This is a genomic window from Micromonospora sp. NBRC 107095 (assembly GCF_030269705.1).
Taxonomy (GTDB): domain Bacteria; phylum Actinomycetota; class Actinomycetes; order Mycobacteriales; family Micromonosporaceae; genus Micromonospora; species Micromonospora parva.
This window is the reverse complement of sequence record NZ_BSTU01000006.1, coordinates 190247-209421: the sequence shown is the minus strand read 5'-3', so window position 1 is coordinate 209421 and position 19175 is coordinate 190247. Positions and strand designations below refer to the sequence as shown.

At 71.5% G+C, this 19175-nt stretch carries 18 protein-coding genes and 1 pseudogene; 10 read left to right on the top strand and 9 right to left on the bottom strand.

Features of this window, described 5'->3' with window-relative positions:
* Positions 1-134 precede the first annotated feature (134 nt).
* On the bottom strand, positions 135-1793 hold the full coding sequence (locus QSK15_RS26680; RefSeq protein WP_285796849.1) for a glycoside hydrolase family 10-like protein: 1659 nt from the start codon (positions 1791-1793) through the stop codon (positions 135-137).
* A 201-nt stretch (positions 1794-1994) separates the two neighbouring features.
* Between QSK15_RS26680 and QSK15_RS26675 the strand changes: the two genes are divergently transcribed.
* Both QSK15_RS26675 and QSK15_RS26670 read left to right on the top strand, forming a co-directional pair.
* Positions 1995-3497: an amino acid permease gene (locus QSK15_RS26675; protein ID WP_285796848.1), complete on the top strand. Its 1503-nt coding sequence runs from the start codon at positions 1995-1997 to the stop codon at positions 3495-3497.
* A 120-nt stretch (positions 3498-3617) separates the two neighbouring features.
* Positions 3618-4628, top strand: a complete 1011-nt coding sequence (locus tag QSK15_RS26670; RefSeq protein WP_285796847.1) for a LacI family DNA-binding transcriptional regulator — start codon at positions 3618-3620, stop codon at positions 4626-4628.
* Here QSK15_RS26670 and QSK15_RS26665 read toward each other — a convergent pair.
* The 3 genes from QSK15_RS26665 to QSK15_RS26655 all read right to left on the bottom strand — a co-directional run bounded on the left by QSK15_RS26665 (position 4625) and on the right by QSK15_RS26655 (position 7650).
* Positions 4625-5350: a methyltransferase domain-containing protein gene (locus tag QSK15_RS26665; RefSeq protein WP_285796846.1), complete on the bottom strand. Its 726-nt coding sequence runs from the start codon at positions 5348-5350 to the stop codon at positions 4625-4627. The two genes, QSK15_RS26670 and QSK15_RS26665, sit on opposite strands and share 4 nt — an antisense overlap.
* Before the next feature lie 315 nt (positions 5351-5665).
* The gene (locus QSK15_RS26660) at positions 5666-5974 is read right to left on the bottom strand and encodes a hypothetical protein (protein WP_030329764.1); all 309 of its coding nucleotides are present in this window, start codon (positions 5972-5974) and stop codon (positions 5666-5668) included.
* Between the two features lie 38 nt (positions 5975-6012).
* The gene (locus QSK15_RS26655; protein WP_285796845.1) at positions 6013-7650 is read right to left on the bottom strand and encodes an ABC-F family ATP-binding cassette domain-containing protein; all 1638 of its coding nucleotides are present in this window, start codon (positions 7648-7650) and stop codon (positions 6013-6015) included.
* A gap of 62 nt (positions 7651-7712) precedes the next feature.
* Here QSK15_RS26655 and QSK15_RS26650 point away from each other — a divergent pair, with 62 nt between their 5' ends.
* The 4 genes and pseudogenes from QSK15_RS26650 to QSK15_RS26635 form a co-directional block, all read left to right on the top strand.
* Positions 7713-8483: an ROK family protein gene (locus tag QSK15_RS26650; protein ID WP_203120100.1), complete on the top strand. Its 771-nt coding sequence runs from the start codon at positions 7713-7715 to the stop codon at positions 8481-8483.
* A 129-nt stretch (positions 8484-8612) separates the two neighbouring features.
* Positions 8613-8981: a tetratricopeptide repeat protein gene (locus QSK15_RS26645; protein WP_285796844.1), complete on the top strand. Its 369-nt coding sequence runs from the start codon at positions 8613-8615 to the stop codon at positions 8979-8981.
* A 121-nt stretch (positions 8982-9102) separates the two neighbouring features.
* Positions 9103-9357, top strand: a complete 255-nt coding sequence (locus tag QSK15_RS26640; protein WP_030329768.1) for a Smr/MutS family protein — start codon at positions 9103-9105, stop codon at positions 9355-9357.
* 178 nt (positions 9358-9535) lie between these two features.
* Positions 9536-9649: pseudogene (locus QSK15_RS26635) on the top strand (NUDIX hydrolase); the annotation flags it as partial.
* 161 nt (positions 9650-9810) lie between these two features.
* Here QSK15_RS26635 and QSK15_RS26630 read toward each other — a convergent pair.
* The 5 genes from QSK15_RS26630 to QSK15_RS26610 form a co-directional block, all read right to left on the bottom strand.
* The gene (locus tag QSK15_RS26630; protein WP_285796843.1) at positions 9811-10155 is read right to left on the bottom strand and encodes a hypothetical protein; all 345 of its coding nucleotides are present in this window, start codon (positions 10153-10155) and stop codon (positions 9811-9813) included.
* Entirely contained in the window at positions 10121-10696 is a 576-nt protein-coding gene (locus QSK15_RS26625; protein WP_285796842.1) for a GNAT family N-acetyltransferase, read from the bottom strand. Before QSK15_RS26625 ends, QSK15_RS26630 begins: the two co-directional genes overlap by 35 nt.
* A gap of 31 nt (positions 10697-10727) precedes the next feature.
* Positions 10728-11354 carry a class I SAM-dependent methyltransferase gene (locus QSK15_RS26620; protein ID WP_285796841.1) on the bottom strand — a complete coding sequence of 209 codons (627 nt, stop codon included), beginning with the start codon at positions 11352-11354 and terminating at the stop codon, positions 10728-10730.
* Positions 11351-11911, bottom strand: coding sequence for a DinB family protein (locus QSK15_RS26615; RefSeq protein WP_285796840.1), 561 nt, complete (start codon positions 11909-11911; stop codon positions 11351-11353). The genes QSK15_RS26620 and QSK15_RS26615 overlap by 4 nt, the downstream gene beginning before the upstream one ends.
* A gap of 226 nt (positions 11912-12137) precedes the next feature.
* Entirely contained in the window at positions 12138-14561 is a 2424-nt protein-coding gene (locus tag QSK15_RS26610) for a M28 family peptidase (RefSeq protein ID WP_502889653.1), read from the bottom strand.
* 289 nt (positions 14562-14850) lie between these two features.
* Here QSK15_RS26610 and QSK15_RS26605 point away from each other — a divergent pair, with 289 nt between their 5' ends.
* The 4 genes from QSK15_RS26605 to QSK15_RS26590 are packed head-to-tail and all read left to right on the top strand — an operon-like array spanning position 14851 to position 19031.
* Positions 14851-16050, top strand: coding sequence for a PP2C family protein-serine/threonine phosphatase (locus QSK15_RS26605; RefSeq protein WP_285797143.1), 1200 nt, complete (start codon positions 14851-14853; stop codon positions 16048-16050).
* Positions 16047-17780, top strand: a complete 1734-nt coding sequence (locus QSK15_RS26600) for a sensor histidine kinase (protein ID WP_285796839.1) — start codon at positions 16047-16049, stop codon at positions 17778-17780. Before QSK15_RS26605 ends, QSK15_RS26600 begins: the two co-directional genes overlap by 4 nt.
* Positions 17777-18229, top strand: coding sequence for a response regulator (locus QSK15_RS26595; protein WP_285796838.1), 453 nt, complete (start codon positions 17777-17779; stop codon positions 18227-18229). Before QSK15_RS26600 ends, QSK15_RS26595 begins: the two co-directional genes overlap by 4 nt.
* Positions 18222-19031, top strand: a complete 810-nt coding sequence (locus QSK15_RS26590) for an inositol monophosphatase family protein (protein ID WP_285796837.1) — start codon at positions 18222-18224, stop codon at positions 19029-19031. The genes QSK15_RS26595 and QSK15_RS26590 overlap by 8 nt, the downstream gene beginning before the upstream one ends.
* Positions 19032-19175: the final 144 nt, after the last annotated feature.

Genomic DNA, 19175 nt, shown 5'->3' with positions numbered 1-19175 from the left:
GGGTTACCGGATGTCGATGAGTGTCGATCAGCTGATCAACTGCGCGGTATGTGCCTCGCCAACTATTGGTGACATGCGTTGAAACAGACGAATGCCCCGGACGCGCGTGGCGTCCGGGGCATTCCGAAACCGGGTCAGCGCAGCACGAAGGCTGGCGGGCTCGTGGGGCTCTCGTTGGCGGTCCGGTCCAGGGCGGTCAGCTGGTAGGTGTAGCGCCGGCCGGGCTCGGCCGAGGTGTCCACCCAGGACTGGCTGGCCCCGGCCGTGGCGCGGACGGTGCCGACCAGGTGCGCCGCGTCGGCGGTGGCGCACCGCCCGGGCACCGTGGTGCCGTCGAACCGGTAGATCGCGTACGCGGTGGCGGTGCCGAGCGGGCCGACGCCGTCGGCGGGCTGCCGCCAGGTGAGCCGGACCCCGTCGGCCTGCCGGGTCGTCCTGGTGACCACCGGGAAGAGCAGCGGGCGGGCCGGCAGGTGGGGCATGGCCGGCACCAGCGCCGGGCGGGAGTAGTGCTCAGCCGCGTAGATGTCGGTGGCACCGAGCCGGTTGGCGCGTACCTGCACGGCGGAGAAGTGCACGTTGCCCTGCACCTCCGGGTACGACCGGTTGAGCGTCAGGTGGTCGGACAGCTCGCGCGGGTTCTGCCAGAACGACCCGTATGCCGGGTCGCCACTCTTGTAGTCGGCCTGGCCGATGTAGAGCTGTACCCGGGTGCCACGCACCGTCTCGGCCCACCACGGCACCAGGCGCGCGTAGTCCGCCGCCGGGTACTGGCCGATGTACCAGTAGAGCTGCGGCACCACGTAGTCGATCCACTCCTGCTTGATCCATTTGCGCGTGTCGGCGGAGATGATGTCGTACGACTGGCTGCCGGTGGTGTCCGAGCCGAGCGGGTCGGCGGTCTTGTTGCGCCAGATGCCGAACGGGCTGACCCCGAACTTCACCCACGGCTTCGCCGCCTTGATCTTGCGGTTCATCTCCTGGATCAACAGGTTGATGTTGTCCCGCCGCCAGTCGGCCCGGTCGGTGAAGCCCCGGTTGTGGGCCGCGAAGGTCGCGTCGTCCGGCACCTGGTAGGTGCCGCTCGGGTAGGGGTAGAAGTAGTCGTCGAAGTGGACGCCGTCGATGTCGTACCGCTTGACCGCGTCCATCATGGCGGTCTGGACGAACTCGCGGACCTCGGGGATTCCCGGGTTGTAGTAGAGCCGGCTGCCGGCCACGCCGGCCGGTGGGTAGGCGAACGTCCACTCGGGGTGCTGCTGGGCCGGGTGGCCGGGGGCGAGCTGGGCCAGGTCGGCGCCCGCGCCGCCGGGGGCCGGCATGGAGACGCGGTACGGGTTGAACCAGGCGTGGAACTCCAGGTTCCGTTTGTGCGACTCGTCGACCAGGAAGGCCAGCGGGTCCCAGCCGGGGTCCTGGCCGCGTACCCCGGTCAGGTATTCCGACCACGGCTCGTACGGCGAGGGCCAGAGCGCGTCGGCGGTGGGCCGGACCTGCACCACGACGGCGTTGTGGTTCAGCCGACCGGCCAGGTCGAGCAGTTCGCGGTACTCGGCCTGCTGCGCGGCGATCCGGTCCGGCGCGGTCTGGGACGCCTTGCTGGGCCAGTCGATGTTGACCACCGACGAGATCCACATGGCCCGGAACTGCCGCTTGGGGGTGGCCGGGTCGGTGGCGCAGGCGGCGGTGGTGGTGTCGGCCGCGCTGGGCGCGGCGCTCGCGGGGGTGGCGCTGACGAACGTGCCGAGCAGGGCTGCGACCAGCCCGACGGCTCCGATTCGGGTGGATTTCATGCGGTGTGTCCCTTCGGTGGGGCTCCCGGATGTTCACGCGGGGCTCGGCAAGATTCGCCGTCGGTGTCCGCGTTACTGGTAGGAAATTTTCACAATCTGGCGGTCGCCGCAAGAGTTCGGGGTTGACCAATCGCGCCGCTGGGTAGCAACGGCGGTCACCGGCCGCCACGGAGGTGGTCGCACGGTGGGAGGGGTGACCGGGTGTCCGTGCTGCGCACAAAACCAATCAAGGACGTGATAGCCCAGGGTGAGGCGGACGGCAGCGACGGCCAACTGGGGCTGAAGCGACGGCTCGGCGCGATCGACCTCACCGGCTTCGGCATCGGCATCGTGATCGGCACCGGCATCTTCACCCTCACCGGGATCGAAGCCCGGGACAGCGCCGGGCCGGGCGTGGTGATCTCCTTCGCCATCGCCGGCGTGGTGGCCCTGCTCGCCGCCCTCTGCTACGCCGAACTGGCCTCCAGCGTGCCGACCGCCGGCAGCGCCTACACCTACGCGTACGCCACGATGGGCGAGATCGTCGCCTGGATCATCGGCTGGGACCTGCTGCTGGAGTTCGCGCTCGGCGCCGCGGTGGTGGCCCGGGGCTGGTCCGGCTACCTTGCCGAACTGCTCGACCTGCCGACCCGGTGGTTCGGCGAGGAGGGCAGCACCGTCAACGTGGGCGCCATCGCCATCGTGCTGATCCTCGGCGTCGTGGCGATCGTCGGCATCCGCGAATCCGCCCGGATCACCAACCTGCTGGTGCTGGTCAAGGTGGCCATTTGCGTCTTCGTGGTGGTCGCCGGGCTGTTCTTCGTCAAGGCCGCCAACCTCACCCCGTTCATCCCGCCGGCCGAGCCCGCCGGAAGCGGCGACGACGGCATCAAGCAACCGGTCACCCAGGCGCTGTTCGGGCTGGAGCCGTCGGTCTTCGGCTTCGTCGGGGTGCTCAGCGCCGCCGCGGTGGTCTTCTTCGCGTACACCGGGTTCGAGGCCGTGGCCAACCTCGGTGAGGAGACGCGCAAGCCCAAGCGGGACCTCACCCTGGGTCTGCTCGGCACGCTGCTGATCTCCACGCTGCTCTACATCGGCGTGTCGCTCGTGGTGGTCGGGATGGTGCCGTACACCGAGATCGACCGGGGCGCCCCGATCGCCTCGGCCTTCGAGTCGGTCGGCGCGGGCTGGGCGGCCGTGCTGGTCTCCATCGCCGCGGTCGCCGGCCTGACCAGTGTCATCCTGGTCGACCTGGTGGCGATGGGCCGGATCGGTTTCGCCATCGCCCGGGACGGGCTGATCCCACCCGCGATCGCGACGGTGCACCCGCGCTGGGGGACCCCGTACCGGATCTCGGCGATCATGACGGTGGCGGTCGCGCTGCTGGCCGGATTCCTGCCGCTGTCCGCGCTGGCCGACCTGGTCAGCATCGGCGCGCTCTGCGCCTTCGTGCTGGTGTCGGTGGCGGTGCCGATCCTGCGTCGGCGGCGTCCGGACCTGGAGCGGCCGTTCCGGGTGCCGTTCTCGCCGGTGCTGCCGATCATCTCGGCGTTGGCCTGCCTCTACCTGATGCTCAACCTGTCGGTGGAGACCTGGCTGCGGTTCCTGGCCTGGATGCTGCTCGGCGCGTTGATCTACTTCGGTTACGGCTACCGCCGCAACCGGTTGGCCCGACACGAGCCCGCAGTCGCCCCGGGTCCCCGCGAGCCGGCCGCCGACAGCTGATCCGACGGGACGAGGAAGGGCCTCTTGCCGCTGCGAGGGGCCCTTTTCCCTGTCGCTGGTACCCCTGGCAGCGGGGGCGCTGACGGTATGGTGCGCCCGTCACCTCGGGGAGGTTGCGGCGTGCGACACAGACTCAAGGACGTGGCCGAGCGAGCCGGCGTCTCCGTGAAGACCGTCTCCAACGTGGTGAACGGCCACGCCCATGTCCGACCGGACACCCGGGCGCGGGTCGAGGAGGCCATCAGCGAACTCAACTACCGGCCCAACCTCTCCGCCCGGCACCTCCGCAAGGGGCGTACCGGCGTGATCGCGCTAGCCGTTCCGGAACTGGACATCCCGTACTTCGCCGAACTGGCCCGCTACGTGGTCAGCGCCGCCGCCGAGCACGGCTGGACGGTGCTGATCGACCAGACCGGCGGCCGGCGGGAGCAGGAACGGGTCGTCGCCTCCGGCATCACCGGCCACCTGATCGACGGGCTCATCATCAGCCCGCTGGGGCTCAGCGCGGCGGACCTGGCCGGGCTGGACGGCACCCCGATGGTGCTGCTCGGCGAGCGGATCGCAGACGGCCCGGCGGATCGCGTGGTGATCGACAACGTGGCGGCGGCCCGGGAGATCACCAACCACCTGATCCGGTTGGGGCGTCGCCGGATCGCGGCCGTCGGCGCGCAGCGCACCGACGAGGGCGCCAGCGCCCGGCTGCGCCTGGCCGGTTACCGGGACGCGCTGCGCGCCGCCGGGCTCGACCACGACCAGGCCCTGGTGGCGTCCGCGCCGGCCTGGCACCGCGCGGACGGCGCGGCCGCGATGCGCGGCCTGCTCACCTCCGGCGTACGCCCCGACGCCGTCTTCTGTTTCAACGACACGCTGGCCCTCGGTGTCCTGCGCGCGCTGTACGAGGCCGGCCTGCGGGTGCCCGAGGACGTGGCGGTGGCCGGCTTCGACGACATCGAGGACGGCAGGTTCGCCATCCCGGCCCTGAGCACCGTCGCCCCGGACAAGGAGCAGATCGCCCGGCTGGCCGTCCAACTCCTCGCCGACCGCCTGAACGGCAATCCCGCCCTCCCTCCCACCCAGCGCCTCGAGGCCCCCCACCGCCTACACCTCCGCGAATCCACCCGGACCGGTTAGTCGAAGAAGCGGGCCAGGTGGGATTGGGGTGCCGGGTCGGCGTCCGGGGGGAGGGGGGTCAGGTCGGCGAAGATCGAGGCACCGTCGCAGCCGGCGTGCAGTGGGTACCAGCGCGGGGTACCCGGGGGCCGGAGCTGGCAGATCCCCTTGAACGTCTGCACGTCCATCAGCCGCACGTGGGTCGGGTCGGCCACCGCGTTCACATGACCCCACCAGGGGCTCATCACGTGCAGCACGCCGCCGGGGCGGAGCACCCGATGACACTCGTCGACCAGCGGCAGGAAGTCGATCAGGTGCTCCAGGATGTGCACAGCGAAGAGGACGTCCACCGAGTTGTCGGCGAGCGGTAGTGAGCCGGACAGGTCCGCGACGGCGTCCACGCCGGGCGCCGGGTAGATGTCCAGCCCCAGGTTGCTCGACCACTGCTTGGTCGGCCCGCAACCGAGGTCCACGACCACCGGCGCCCGCCCGCCGATGCCGACCCGGCACCAGACGCCGTAGACCCCGGCGAGCCGCCCCACCAGGTCCCGCACCAGCTGCAGTTGGGCGGGCTCGGCCACCTCGCCGCTCAGATGGGCCACTCCCCGGTCGAAGCGCACCTCGACCGTCAGGTCCCGCAACCGTTCATCGTGGCGGACCTGGTCCGCCCATGCCTGGGCGAGGAATTCGTCGATCGCCCGCAGCCGGTCGGCCGAGGGTGGAGTCTGCGCCAAAGCGACCATTCGGGTCACCTCCCGCCGCGCGATACCCGCAATCGCGCCCGTTATGCCCCTCTCGTCCACCTCGCCGCTCGCTGGGTCGAGGCCATCCGTGTGCGTGTCGCGGGATGCGGGCGCGGCCGTATCACCTCGCCGCTCGCTGGGTCGAGGCCGCCCCACGGGCGTGTCGCGGGATGCGGGCCCGGGCCGCAATCATCTTGATGCCACACCGGCATCAAGATGTCTCACGGGCATCATGCTCAACGCAGACACCGGCTTCGCGCCGGCACCGGCTTCGCGCCGGCACCGGCTTCGCGCCGGCACGGGTCCAGCCGCGAGTCAGCCGGAGATGGTGCGGCGGCCGCCGCGCATCCGCTGGCGAGGCGGCGGGTCGGCGGGCTTCGGCCGTTTGAGGTGATAGCGGTGCAGTTCGTGGTTGCCGGGCAGGGACGGGTCCTCGCTCATCGCGACCAACTCCCAGCCCTGGTCGCCGGCCCGGTTCAGGTGGGCCAGCGAGGTGTCACCGTAGGGCGTCACGTCGACCATCGAGCCGTCCGGGCCGTACCAGACGAAGACGACCTCCCAGCCGAGGTCGTTGGTCGCGGCCTGGCGGCGGCGGACCAGCAGCGCGTACTCCCACTTGAGCATGGCGTCATTCTCACCCCGCGCCGGCCCGCCGGCACGGATCAATCCTCGGCGATCCGCCCGGCGTCCACCCGCAGTCGCCGGTTGGTCTCGATGGCGGCCAGCATCCGCCGGTCGTGGGTGACCAGCAGCAGCGTTCCGGGGTAGCTGGCCAGCGCCGATTCGAGCTGCTCGATGGCGGGCAGGTCCAGGTGGTTGGTGGGCTCGTCCAGCACCAGCAGGTTGACCCCACGGCCCTGGAGCAGGGCCAGCGCGGCCCGGGTCCGCTCACCGGGGGAGAGGGTGGCCGCCGGTCGGGGCACGTGCGCCGCGCGCAGGCCGAACTTCGCCAGCAGGGTCCGCGCGTCGGCCGGCGACATGTGGGGTACGGCCGCGTGGAACGCGTCGATCAGCGGCGCGTCGCCGAGGAACAACCCGCGGGCCTGGTCCACCTCGCCCACCACCACGCCGGGCCCGAGCGAGGCGGTGCCCTCGTCCAGCGGCAACCGCCCCAACAGCGCGGCCAACAGGGTGGACTTGCCCGAGCCGTTGGCCCCGGTCACCGCGACCCGGTCCGCCCAGTCGATCTGGAGGTCGACCGGGCCGAGGGTGAAGCCACCCCGGCGTACCACGGCACCGCGCAGCGTGGCCACGACGGCGCCGGCGCGGGGCGCGGCGGCGATCTCCATCCGCAGCTCCCACTCCTTGCGGGGCTCCTCGACTACCTCCAACCGCTCGATGAGCCGTTCGGTCTGCTTGGCCTTGGCAGCCTGCTTCTCGCTCGCCTCGCTGCGGAACTTACGGCCGATCTTGTCGTTGTCGGTGGCCTTGCGGCGGGCGTTCTTCACGCCCTTCTCCATCCAGCCGCGCTGGGTGCGGGCCCGCGCCTCCAGGCCGGCCTTCGTGTCGGCGTACTCCTCGAAGTCCGCGCGGGCGTGCCGGCGGGCCACCTCGCGCTCCTCCAGGTAGGCCGCGTAACCGCCGCCGTAGTGATTGACCTGCTGCTGCGGCAGGTCCAGCTCCACCACCCGGGTCACCGTGCGGGTGAGGAACTCCCGGTCGTGGCTGACCAGCACCGTGCCGGCCCGCAGCCCGGTGACGAACTCCTCCAGCCGCTCCAACCCGGCCAGGTCCAGGTCGTTGGTCGGCTCGTCGAGCAGGAACACGTCGTACCGGCTGAGCAGCAGCGACGCCAGCCCGGCGCGGGCCGCCTGGCCGCCGGAGAGCCCGGTCATCGGGTGGTCCAGGTCGACAGCGAGCCCCAGGTCGGCGCTCACCTGCTCGGCGCGTTCCTCCAGGTCCGCGCCGCCCAGGGCGAGCCAGCGCTCCAACGCGTCGCCGTACGCGTCGTCCGCACCCGCCGCCCCGGCGGTCAGCGCCTCGGTCGCCGCGTCCAGTGCCGCCTGCGCGGCGGTCACCCCGGTCCGGCGGGCCAGGAAGTCGCGGACCGTCTCACCCGGCCGCCGTTCCGGCTCCTGTGGCAGGTGTCCGACGCTCGCGGTGGGTGGGCTGAGCCGCACGCTGCCGGCCTCGACCGGCAACAACCCGGCGAGGGTACGCAGCAGCGTCGACTTGCCGGCCCCGTTCGGCCCGACCAGCCCCACCACGTCGCCGGGGGCGACCACCAGGTCCAATCCGGCGAAGAGCGGGCGGTCGCCGTGCCCGGCGGCCAGGTCCTTGACGATCATCGTGGCGCTCATCAGGACGGCAGCCTATCCGGCCGCCCGCATACCAACCGCCGGCAGCGGGCAGACTCAACGACGTGGTGACCACACTGGCGATCGACTGCGGCGGCGGGGGCATCAAGGCGTCCGTGCTCGACGAGGCGGGAACGATGCGGGCCCGGCCGTTGCGGGTGCCCACCCCGTACCCTCTGCCGCCCGCGTTGTTTGTCCGGACCCTGCTGGATCTTGGCGGGCGCCTGCCGACGGCGGACCGGCTCACGGTCGGCGTACCCGGGATGATCCGGCACGGCGTGGTGGTGAGCACCCCGCACTACGTGACCCGCAACGGCCCCCGCACCCGGGTCGACCCGGACCTGCTCGCCGAGTGGTCCGGCTGGGACGCGCGCGGCGCGCTGGCCGACGCCTTCGGGGTGCCGGCGCTGGTGCTCAACGACGCCGAGGTGCACGGCGCCGGGGTGGTCGCCGGCACCGGTTGCGAGCTGGTGCTGACCCTGGGGACAGGGCTGGGCAGCGCGCTCTTCGACGGCGGGGTGCTCGCACCGCACCTGGAGCTGTCGCACGCGCCGGTGCGGTGGGGCACCACCTACGACACGTACGTCGGCGAGCCGGAACGTCGACGGCTCGGCGACGCCTTCTGGTCCCGGCGGATCCGGCAGGTGGTGGACGGGCTCCGCCCGGTGTTCCGCTGGGACCGGCTCTACCTGGGCGGGGGCAACTCCCGACTGATCCGGCCCGAGCAGCTGGCCCGGATGGGCGACGACGTGGTGGTGGTGCCGAACACGGCCGGGATCGTCGGCGGCGTCCGCGCCTGGGAGCTCTCCGCCGGACGCCGGGACGCCCGCACCTGACCGTTCGACGCCCGTCGGCGGCCTTCGGCGGCCGGAACTGACCCGATCTCGACCTCGGGAACAGTCGCCAAACTTCCAGCGTTGTGCCAGCGTCGGAACAGGTGACGGTGCGACCCGAGGAGGTGGCAGATGGATCTTCTGGCGGACTACCGGCGGGCGACCATGTTCTTCGAGACCGGTGACCCCAGCGGGGCAGCCCGACTGCTGGAGCCGATCATCGACGCCGAACCCGGCAACGCGGCGGTCCGGCAGTTGCTGGCCCGGGCGTACTTCCAGTCGGCCCAGCTCAGCCGGGCCGAGGAGCACCTGCGCGAGCTGATCGAGCGGGACCCCAGCGACCACTACGCGCACCACGTGCTCGGTCGGACGCTGGAGCGCCTCAACCGGCACAACGACGCGCTGCGGCACCTGCGCATCGCCGCCGCGATGTACGCGGCCAACGACGACTACCGGACAGCGCTGGAGCGGGTGGAGACCCGCCTGGGCGGCAGGCGCTGAGCCTGACCCGGTGACGAGTGCGGGGGCGGTCCCACGGGGCCGCCCCTTCGTCGTCGTCGGGCGACCCGCCGGACGCGCCTAGGATGGCGGACATGGGACCTGACCGGCCGGGGGCTGCGGCATGAAGCTCAAGCTGGACCTGCACGAGATCTTCAACAAGGGCCACGACATCGACCGCGCCCTGCGCGGGATCATGGACGAGGCGGTGGCGAAGAAGGCCACCCTCGTCGAGATCATCCCGGGTAAGGGGTCCGGCCAGCTCAAGAAGCGGGTGCTGCGGTTCCTCGACCAGAAGGACGTCAAGCAGCTCTACCACCGGGTGGAGAAGGACTCGAAGAACTTCGGCCGACTCTTCGTCCACTTCCGCTGGAAGTAACGGCCAACGGCCGGTGTTCTGCGGCGACTGGCCATATGGCCATCGACCTTGGTTTAGGTAGATCGCGTCGAAGTTAGATTCCATCTAGCTTCGGAGGGATCGGTTCGGTTGGGCGTCGGATGGATCTTCGTCGTGAGGGGCGGCGATGCGTCTGCGCCAATGGTCGGATACCGGGCGGGTGACGGACGAGCAGGTTACCGAGTCGACGCGGTGGACGATTCACGGTGAGCGGGTGGTGGACGGTAGCCGCCGGGCGCGGTTGAGCATTGCCGACGTGGAACTGTCCTTCGGCGGGGCGACGAGAAGTTCCACTACAGCGACGGCTCTCACAAGTGGATTCCGCCGGACCCCGACTACGACCAGGAAGTCTGGGACGAGCAGATTCGCCGGCACAAGCACGGCCACCTGCGAAACGAGCGTCCGAAGATCCGGATTCAGCGGCTGATCTTATGGTCAGAGGCTGGCGGTGAGGAGGCCGCACACGGTCAGCGGCAGCACCGCGGACAGGGTGCCCACCACGGCCGACGAGCGGATCCGGGTGCGGGCGATGAGCCCCGCGAGCATGGCCAGGCTGACCAGCAGCGCGAGGAACAGTGCGGGCGTGGCCACGTAGAGCCCGAAGAGCAGCGCCCGCGACCGTTCGGAGTCGCATGCTTCGCCGCAGCCCACCGGGACCGACCCGGAACGCGTGCTCAGAAACAGGCCGAACGACACGACGACGGCCGCGTACCAGCCAGCCAACACGAGGAAGGAGGTGCGCGCGTCAACCCGGTGGGTGCGTGACGGTGCCAGAACCATGAGCGGAGTATCCATCGTCGCGCGCCTCGGCTGAAGGACCATAGGCGTCAGGTCTGATCTCGGCGACCATCGTGTCCGCGTCCTCGAACGACTCGACAGTGCGGAACCCTTCGGCGGCGTAGAGCCGCGCGGCGAAGTTCGCCCGCTCCACGCTCAGCGACACAGTGCTGATGCCACGCGCTCGTGCGGCCTGCAGAACGGCGCGCAGAAGCGTACGGCCCACACCCCGGCCCCGCCAGGTCTTCACCACGCCGATAGTCAGCTCTGGCACGTCGTCACTCACGTACCCGTAGCCCGGATCGGCGGCGGTGAGGAATCGAAACCAGGCCGCGCCGACTGAACGACCAGTCGGGTCGACCGCAACCAGGCCGAAGTCGTCCGGCCGCATCCACCCGGTGACGTAGTGGGCCAGCGCGGGATTCGCCAGGATCTGCTCGCGGGACCAGTTCCGCTCAGGCAACCAGTTCACGGCCTCCACGAGCATGTCGATCAGGAATTCGGAATCAGCCGGGGTGGCCGTGCGAATGCCGAGGTCAGTCACCGCCGAAGCCTCGCACACGACTCGGATCAGGTCAGCCCTGTGGGCGCTGCGCCCAGAAGAGCGTGTGCCCGCTGTTGCCCTCCGGGACGAAGTCCTCGGCGATGATCGTCAGCCCCGCCTGGTGCAGCCACGAGCCGTAGCTGGACGCGTCGGCTTGGCTCCACCACATGGTGGCGGGGCCGCCGAGCCAGTTGTCCTCGGTGCCTGTCCAGGCGTCGGTGCCGACCGTGGTGACCAGCCAGCCGCCGGGGCGTAACCAGGTGGCGATGCTCTCGATGAGCTGCGGCTGGTCGGCCAGGGGCATGTGGATGAGGGCGTACAGGCAGACCACGGCATCGAACGAGGCCGGCGGCAGGTCGAGCCGGGTGGCGTCGGCGCGGAGAAAGGTGCCGTCGGGCACCACGCGGCGCGCCCGCTCGATCTGCACGTCGCTGATGTCGACGCCGGTGACGTGGTGTCCGGCGTCGGCGAGGAAGCGGGCGACCGGCACCCCGCAGCCGCACCCGAGGTCGAGGACCGCTGCCGAGGCAGGTAGGCGCTGGTGCAGGTCGGCGAGCCAGGGCGCGTACTGACCGTCGTCGGCGTCGTCCGGTCGATAGTGGTGGGAGAGCGCGTCGTACCCCCGCCGGACCAGGTCACGCTCATCACCCTGGGTCATTCCCGGAGCGTTTCGAGGTCCCGCCAGCGGTAGAGGTCGCGCAGCAGGGAGATCTCGGCGCCGTGATGGATCAGCTCCCTGTTGACGTGCAGGACGATTCCCTCCATGGGGAACCGCTCCGAACCCACTGTGGGCGGGTTCTCCAGGTCGGCGTCCGAGAGGTCGCGGACGCCCGCGTCCCATCTCGCGTACATCTCGTCGAGCTGTTTCAGCGCCTCGTCGGCGGTGCCCGCATAGGGGAATGTCTGGTAGTCGACGTCCTGCCCGCCGAAGTGCCATGCGACCCGATAGCCCAGGCAGGAGACGATGATGTGCGCCATCCGCCAGGCGATCGTGGTCATTGGCGCGGGCACCGGGGCAGTGGGAGCGCCGTCCATCGTCCAGGTCCCCGAACCCGCTGACATGGGTGCTGCCGACGTGCCACGGGGGCGAATGCTCCAGCAGTCACGCACCGGCTCCCAGAGGTACTCCTCATCGGCGAGGCCGTGCAGCCTTGGTCGCAGGTTCTTCTGCCAGTGCCGGTCCAACTGGTCCGCGATGCGCTCGCCCCGTGTCATGTCCGCACGCTACCGACAGCGGAGGCCGCTGTGCCGCCCGTGCGGTCGCCAGCGTCGAGCGCCTCATCGCGAAGATCCGCGCAACATCAGGGATGTTGGTGTCTCCCGCAGGTCGGAGGCAGCAACATCCGGGAAGTTGCGCGGATCTAGACGCCACGCGATCGCCGAGCGGCGTCGGTCGGTGGTCCGGCGTGGCCTATCGCCGCGCCGGACCACCTTACTTCCGTCAGAGGGAGTAGGTGCGGGCGACCGCCAGCATCTCCGAGCTGTGCGACCCGACGACGCCGACGGCCGGCGGCCGGGGGCGGAAGCCGGGCAGCTCGTCCAAGCCGTCACTGGCGTCCATTGCCCGCAGCGCCACCTGCCCGGCGATCGGCCGCACCGTCAACGTGACCTCGATGCCCTCGGCCGGCGGGGCGTGGAACACCAGCCCGAAGCCCCACTTGCCGTCCCGGGGCTCCACCGGCACCGACCGCCCCGCCACCTCGGCGCGCAGCACCGTGGCGGTCGACGTGTCGACGTGCAGTGTGGCGATCCGGGCGACCCGCTGCGGGGTGAGCCGCAGCCGCAGGGTGCGGTCGCTACCGTCGGCGGCGTCGGTCTGCACCAACTCCAGCTTCGGCGCCGGCAGGTTCGCCGCCTGCGCCGGGCCGGCCCGCAGCTCAGCGTCGCCGAGCCCGGGGAAGTCGTCGCCGACGTCGGTCACCCCGTCCACGTAACCGTCGGTCCACGGCTGCGGGTCGCTCTCGTGGCTGAGCCAACGGGCCTGACCGGTGCCGGCGTCCATGGCGTACATCAGGTGGGTCGGCACCGGGTGGGCGGCGTCGAACCGGTCCACGGCCAGGCCGACCCCGGCGAGCACCACCGTCGCCACGGCGGCCGCACCGGTCGGCAGCACCGCGAGCCGTCGGGCCCGCAACGCCAGCATCCCGCGCTGGCCGCCGGCCTGCGGGTGCAGCAGGTCGACCACCGGCAGGGCGACCAGGCCGAGCAGCACCGCTACCAGCGCGGCCACCCCGCCCATCGCCATCCCCAGCGCGGGGAAGAGCAGCACCACGGTGGGCAGCAGGATGACCACACCGACGGCCGCGGCGGCCGTCACCGCCACCACCGGCCACGGCCCGGTCTGGCGGGTACGCAGCGCGACAAGCCCGCCGACGGCGCCGGCCAGCGCCGGCAGTGTGGTGAGGTACGCCCCGCCCGGCACCGCAACGGCGAGCAGTACCCCGAGCACTGCCAGCCAGGCCAGCCCGCCGACGGCGAGCGCGGCCGGGCCGATCCGGCGGCGGGTCAGCGCGTACCAGGCGAACAGGATGGCGGCGGCGAGCGCCACGACGGACAGCCGGTACCAGATCGGCCGGTACGGGTCGAGCAGCTCCGCGTACCCCGGTCGGATCGTGGTGATCGCCAGCCAGAGCAGTTGGGCGGCGACCGGCGCGGCGATGATCGGCACCAGGGCCAGCGCGAAGCCGGCGGCCAGCCGGCCGGTACTGGCCCGGCCGCTGCGGCGGGTCAGCCAGGCCAGGGCGGCCACCGCGGCCACCGCGAGCAGTGCCAACGGCAGGGTCAGGGTGCCCGGGTAGCGGACCAGCCCGCCGGGGACGGGGAAGTAGGTGGCGTCGTGCCCGGAGCGCAGGTCGGTCAGGTCGGTGCCGCCGAACTCCCGGGCCAGGCCCAACGCGTTGTCCCCGTGCTGCTGGAGGCTGCCCCGGTCCAGGGCGGCCGGAGTGTCCAACGGCGTGTGGTAGATCGCACCGCCGTCGATGTACGCCGAGTTCAGCCCGACGAACTTCTCATCGAGGAAGGCGGTGAAGTCGGTGTCGTTGGGCAACGCGCGGTAAATCTCCACCGCGAACGAGGTGCCGACGGGGTGCGGGGCGGCCCGACCGAAGATGTCCACCAGCTTCGCGTTGTTCCGGGACGTCTCGAACATGATCACGGGCCCGGTGGAGCCCCGCGCCTCCAGGTTGAGCACCACCCCACCGTCGGCGGCGAGCGGATGACTGGCGGCGAACGCGGCGGCCCCGCAGAGGCACGCCTCCTCGGCGTCGGTCAGCACGAAGACGATGTCGTTGCGGGGTCGGGGGCCGGTGGTCAGCGCGCGCGCCACCTCCAGGATGGCCGACGTGCCGGCCGCGTCGTCGTTGCCACCCGGCCCGGTCTGCACCGAGTCGTAGTGGGCGACCAGGAAGACCCGACCCGTCGAGTCGGTGCCGGGCAGCCGGGCCACCACGTTGCGGACCCGGGCCACTGTCGCGCCGCCCGCCGCGCCGCTGAGCTGACCGGCCTCCGGCGCCACGGTGTCCTGCACCTCGGTCTCCAGGCCCAGCCCGCGCAACTGCTGCTCAAGGTGCGCGCGGACCTGCTCGTTGGCCTCGCTGCCGGCGACGTGCGTCCGGGCGGCGATCACCTGGACGTCCTCGTACGCCCGGTCGGCGCTGAACGCGTCCGCCGGCGCGTCGGTCGGCCTGGGGGTCGGGGTGCGCAGGTCGAGCAGACTGCCGGCGCCGAGCGCGGTCAGCGCGACAATCGCCGCCGCGGCGGCCACGAGCCGCCGGCGTGGCCGGGTCAGCGCGCGGTCGGCAGGGGGTACGCCCGGATTCGGACGGGGCGGCGTGCCCGTCTCGGCCGGGGTGGTGGGTGCGCCCACGGGGACTCCTCGGGGGGTGGTGGGGCCTGGGGTGGGACCATCCTGCCCGGCAACGGTCACGGATGGGATGGCCGGTCGCCCGACGTCCGCCAGCCGCCCGGTTTGTCATCGGTCGGGCAGTGATGCGGCCCATCCCCGCCCGCGCCGCAGGCGTCGTGTTGTGTGCGACCGTTGTCTAATACAGGATCAGCAGGGCACTCGGAAGGAGCCCGACATCACCAGCGAACTCCCGCGTCTCGCGGCGGTGGCCCGGCCGCACCGGGGGGCCGGCTTGGCCGGTTCCCCAGTTGTGCCGTACCCGCACGGTGGCCTGGCGCGGCACGCCAACCTCCCGCCGGCTGAGCGGTTGCGGGTGCTGCTGGTCGAGGACGACGAGGGCGACGCCTTCCTGGTCGGTGAGCTGCTCGCCGAGACGAACTCGATGATCGACCTGATGGTCGCCACCAGCCTCCGCGAGGCCCGGCAGCGGATCGGCGACGTCGACTGCGTCCTGCTCGACCTGGGCCTGCCGGACGCGCAAGGGCTGGACGGGTTGCGCCAGTTGCTGGAGATGGCCAGCGGCGCCGCTGTCTGCGTGCTGACCGGCCGCACCGACGAGCACCTGGGCGTGGTGGCGGTCGCTGAGGGCGCACAGGACTACCTGGTCAAGGGCCAGGTCGACGGTGTGCTGCTGACCCGGGCGCTGCGCTACGCCGTGGAGCGTAAGCGCGCCGACGAGAACGCCCGCCGCCTGCGTGAGGTCGAGCTGCGCCAGGCCGAGTCGGCCCGCCTCGAACGTGGCCTGCTGCCCCAGCCGTTGATGACGACCGACCAGGTGACGGTGCACACCTTCTACCGGCCCGGCCGGCACGCCGCGTTGATCGGCGGGGACTTCTTCGACGTGGTGCAGACGCACCCGGACCGCCTCGACCTGATCGTCGGCGACGTCTGCGGGCACGGGGTGGACGAGGCCGCGCTCGGGGTCGAGCTGCGGGTGGCCTGGCGGGCCCTCGTGCTCGCCGGGGTGCCGGACGACGAGGTGCTGCCCGCCCTGGAGCAGGTGCTGATGAGTGAGCGCCGCCTCCAGGAGATCTTCGCGACGGTGGCTTCCGTCAGACTGGATCTGGACGCCAACCGGGCTACCGTCCGACTGGCCGGGCACCCGCCACCGCTGCTGCTCTCCGGCGGTCGGGTCGCTCCGGTGCCCGCCCCCGGCGGCCGGCTGCTGGGCGTACGACCCCGCCGGCCGATCGCCTACGACCTGGAGTTCGACACCGATGACTGGTCTCTGCTGATGTACACCGACGGCCTGATCGAGGGGCGGGTGGATGCCGGCGACGAACGGCTCGACGTGCCGGGCCTCAGCGGGTTGCTGGGTGAGCCGGCGAACCGTTCGGTGTCGCTGCCCGAGCTGCCGGCCTGGCTGGTCGGCCGAGCCGAGCAGCTCAACGGTGGCCCGCTCGCCGACGACGTGGCCATGCTGCTGGTCAGCCGGGGTGGTGGCCGGTGAAGCCGGTTGTCGGCGGCTGGAGTCTGCGCCGCCGGGTGATCACCCTGCTCACCGTGGTGGGCCTGTTGCTGATCGGCCTGGCCGGCGCGGAGGCGGCGGTGGCCGCCCGCAACCGCACCCAGATCGACGCCGTGCTGAACCAGACCGGTCCGTTGCGGGTGCAGTCGCAGGAACTGCTCAACGCGCTGCTCGACCAGGAGACGGCGATCCGGGGGTACGCGGTCAGCGGCGACCCGGCCGACCTGACCCCCTACGAGGAAGGGCTGGATCAGGAGAAGAGCGTTGTCGCCTCGATGCGGACGCTGCTCGACGACTATCCACAGATCGGCCATGAGCTGCGGATGGTCGAGGAGCAGACGGCGCAGTGGCGGCAGTCGGTGGCGGAGCCGGTGATCACCACCACCGAGCAGAGCGGCACCCGCGCCGGCCAGGCGTTGGTCACCGAACAGGCCCGGCAGCAGTTCGACCAGGTGCGGTCGGCGGTGAACGATCTCCAGGAGGAGATCCTGGCCGCCCGGGAGCAGGCCGCCGCGAACGTGCGCACCAGTAGCAACGTGCTGGTCGTCCTCCTGATCGTGGCCGCGCTGGTGGTGGTCGTGGCCGGGGCGCTGCTGGTGCTGTCCCTGGACCGCATGGTCATCCGGCCCCTGATCGGGCTGGCCGGCCAGGTCCGCGAGGTCGCCGAGGGTGACTACCAGCACGGCATCGCCACCACCGGCCCGCCGGAGTTCGTCCGGCTCGGCGAGGACGTCGACGCGATGCGGCAGAAGATCGCCGCCGACCTGGCCGAGGTCCGGGCCGCCCGCGAGCGCATCGAGTGGGTCAACAGTCAGCTCCAGAAGCAGGCCGAGGAGCTGACCCGGTCCAACCGTGACCTGGAGCAGTTCGCGTACGTGGCCTCCCATGACCTGCAGGAGCCGCTGCGCAAGGTCGCCAGCTTCTGCCAGCTGCTCCAGCGCCGGTACGCCGGGCAGCTCGACGAGCGGGCCGACCAGTACATCGCCTTCGCGGTGGACGGCGCGCAGCGGATGCAGCGCCTGATCAACGACCTGCTCGCGTTCTCCCGGATCGGGCGACTCACCACCGGTTTCGTCGAGGTCGACCTCAACAAGGTGATGGGCGACGTGGCCGGCCAGACCGAGGCCGCCCGGCAGTACGCCGACGCCGAGCTGACCTGGTCCGAGCTGCCGGTGATCTCGGGTGAGGAACCGCTGCTCACCAACCTGCTGGCCAACCTGGTCAGCAACTCGATCAAGTTCCGCCGTCCGGACGTGCCGCCGAAGGTGCACATCTCGGCCCGGTTGGTGGGCGCCGAGTGGGAGATCACCTGTCAGGACAACGGCATCGGGATCGAGCCGGAGTTCGCCGACAAGATCTTCGTGATCTTTCAGCGGCTGCACTCGAAGGACGCGTACCCGGGCACCGGCATCGGGTTGGCGATCGTCAAGAAGATCGTCGAGTACCACGGCGGTCGAGTCTGGGTGGACACCGACGTGCCGGAGGGCACCGCGATCCGGTTCACCCTGCCGGCACTCCCCGGGGACGTCGAGGCGGCCACCGCAGCCGAGTCCGAAGCGCAGCCGAACGCCCTGACCGTGGGCGACTCGACGGCCTCGACCGAGGCTCCGGCAGCGCCGACGGAGCAGGCGGGCGAGGCGGACCAGCCGGACCGGGCCGACGAGGCGACGGAAAGCGGTAGAACGGGTGACATGAGGGAGACGGTGGGATGACCGCGCCGGCGGATGGCAAGAGCCCGATCGAGGTCCTGCTCGTGGAGGACGACCCGGGTGACGTGCTGATGACCCAGGAGGCGTTCGAGGAACACAAGCTGCGCAACCGGCTGACCGTCGTCTCCGACGGGGCCGAGGCGCTCGCCTACCTGCGCCGGGAGGGCCAGTACGTCGACGCGGTGGCGCCCGACCTGATCCTGCTCGACCTCAACCTGCCCCGGCGCGACGGCCGGGAGGTGCTGGAGGAGATCAAGAAGGACGAGACCCTGCGTCGGATCCCGGTGGTGGTGCTCACCACCTCGCAGGCCGACGAGGACATCCTGCGCAGCTACCAGCTGCACGCCAACGCCTACGTGACCAAGCCGGTGGACTTCGAGCGCTTCATCTCGGTGGTCCGTCAGATCGACGAGTTCTTCGTCAGCGTGGTCAAGCTGCCGCCGCGTGGCTGACACCCTGCTGGACGACGTCGGCGACCTGCTCCGGGAGGCCGCCGACCAGGTCGTGCTGCCCCTGTTCCGCAAGCTCGACGACGACGACGTGTCGGAGAAGGCGCCCGGAGAGGTGGTCACCGTCGCCGACCGCCGGGCCGAGGAGCTGCTCTCGGCGGGGTTGCGGCGACTGCGGCCGGGCTCGATGGTGGTCGGCGAGGAGGGCGTCGCCGACGACCCGGGGTTGCTGCGGCACCTGCGCGACGGCGGGGACGTCTGGCTGGTCGACCCGGTCGACGGCACCGCCAACTTCGCCGCCGGTCGCCGCCCGTTCGCCCTGATGGTGTCGTTGCTGAGCGACGGTCGGCCGAGCGCCGGTTGGATCCTCGACCCGCTCGCCGACACGCTCGCCGCGGGTTGGGCGGACGAGGGCACCCTGCTCAACGGTCGGCCGGTCGACGGCGCCGGCGCGGTGCCGCCGCTCGGCGAGCTGCGCGGCGCGGCGATGACCAAGTTCCTGCCGCCGGAGACCCGTGATCGGGTCCGCGCGGGCGGTCGGCGGCTCGGTGAGCTGTTGCCCGGCCTGCACTGCGCCGGTCGGGAGTACCTGGACATCCTCACCGGCGAGCAGCAGTTCGTCCTCTTCTGGCGCACCCTGCCCTGGGATCACGCCCCGGGCACCCTGCTGGTCCGGGCCGCCGGGGGTGTCGCACGCCGGTTCGACGGCGTCGACTACCACCCGGCCGACGACGGCCGCGGTCTGCTGGTGGCGGCCAACGAGCAGGTCTGGGCCGAGGTGCACGACGCGCTGCTCACCACCTGATCAGCGCGCTGCGCGAGCGCGTCGGGACGCTGCGTCGACATCGGGACTGCTGGCGGGTCAGGGGGCTGGTCACCGGCCCACAGTCCGGTATCGTGACCGGCGGTCTCCGCCAGCAGGCCGCCGACCGGCGTCGCCGTGCAGTGT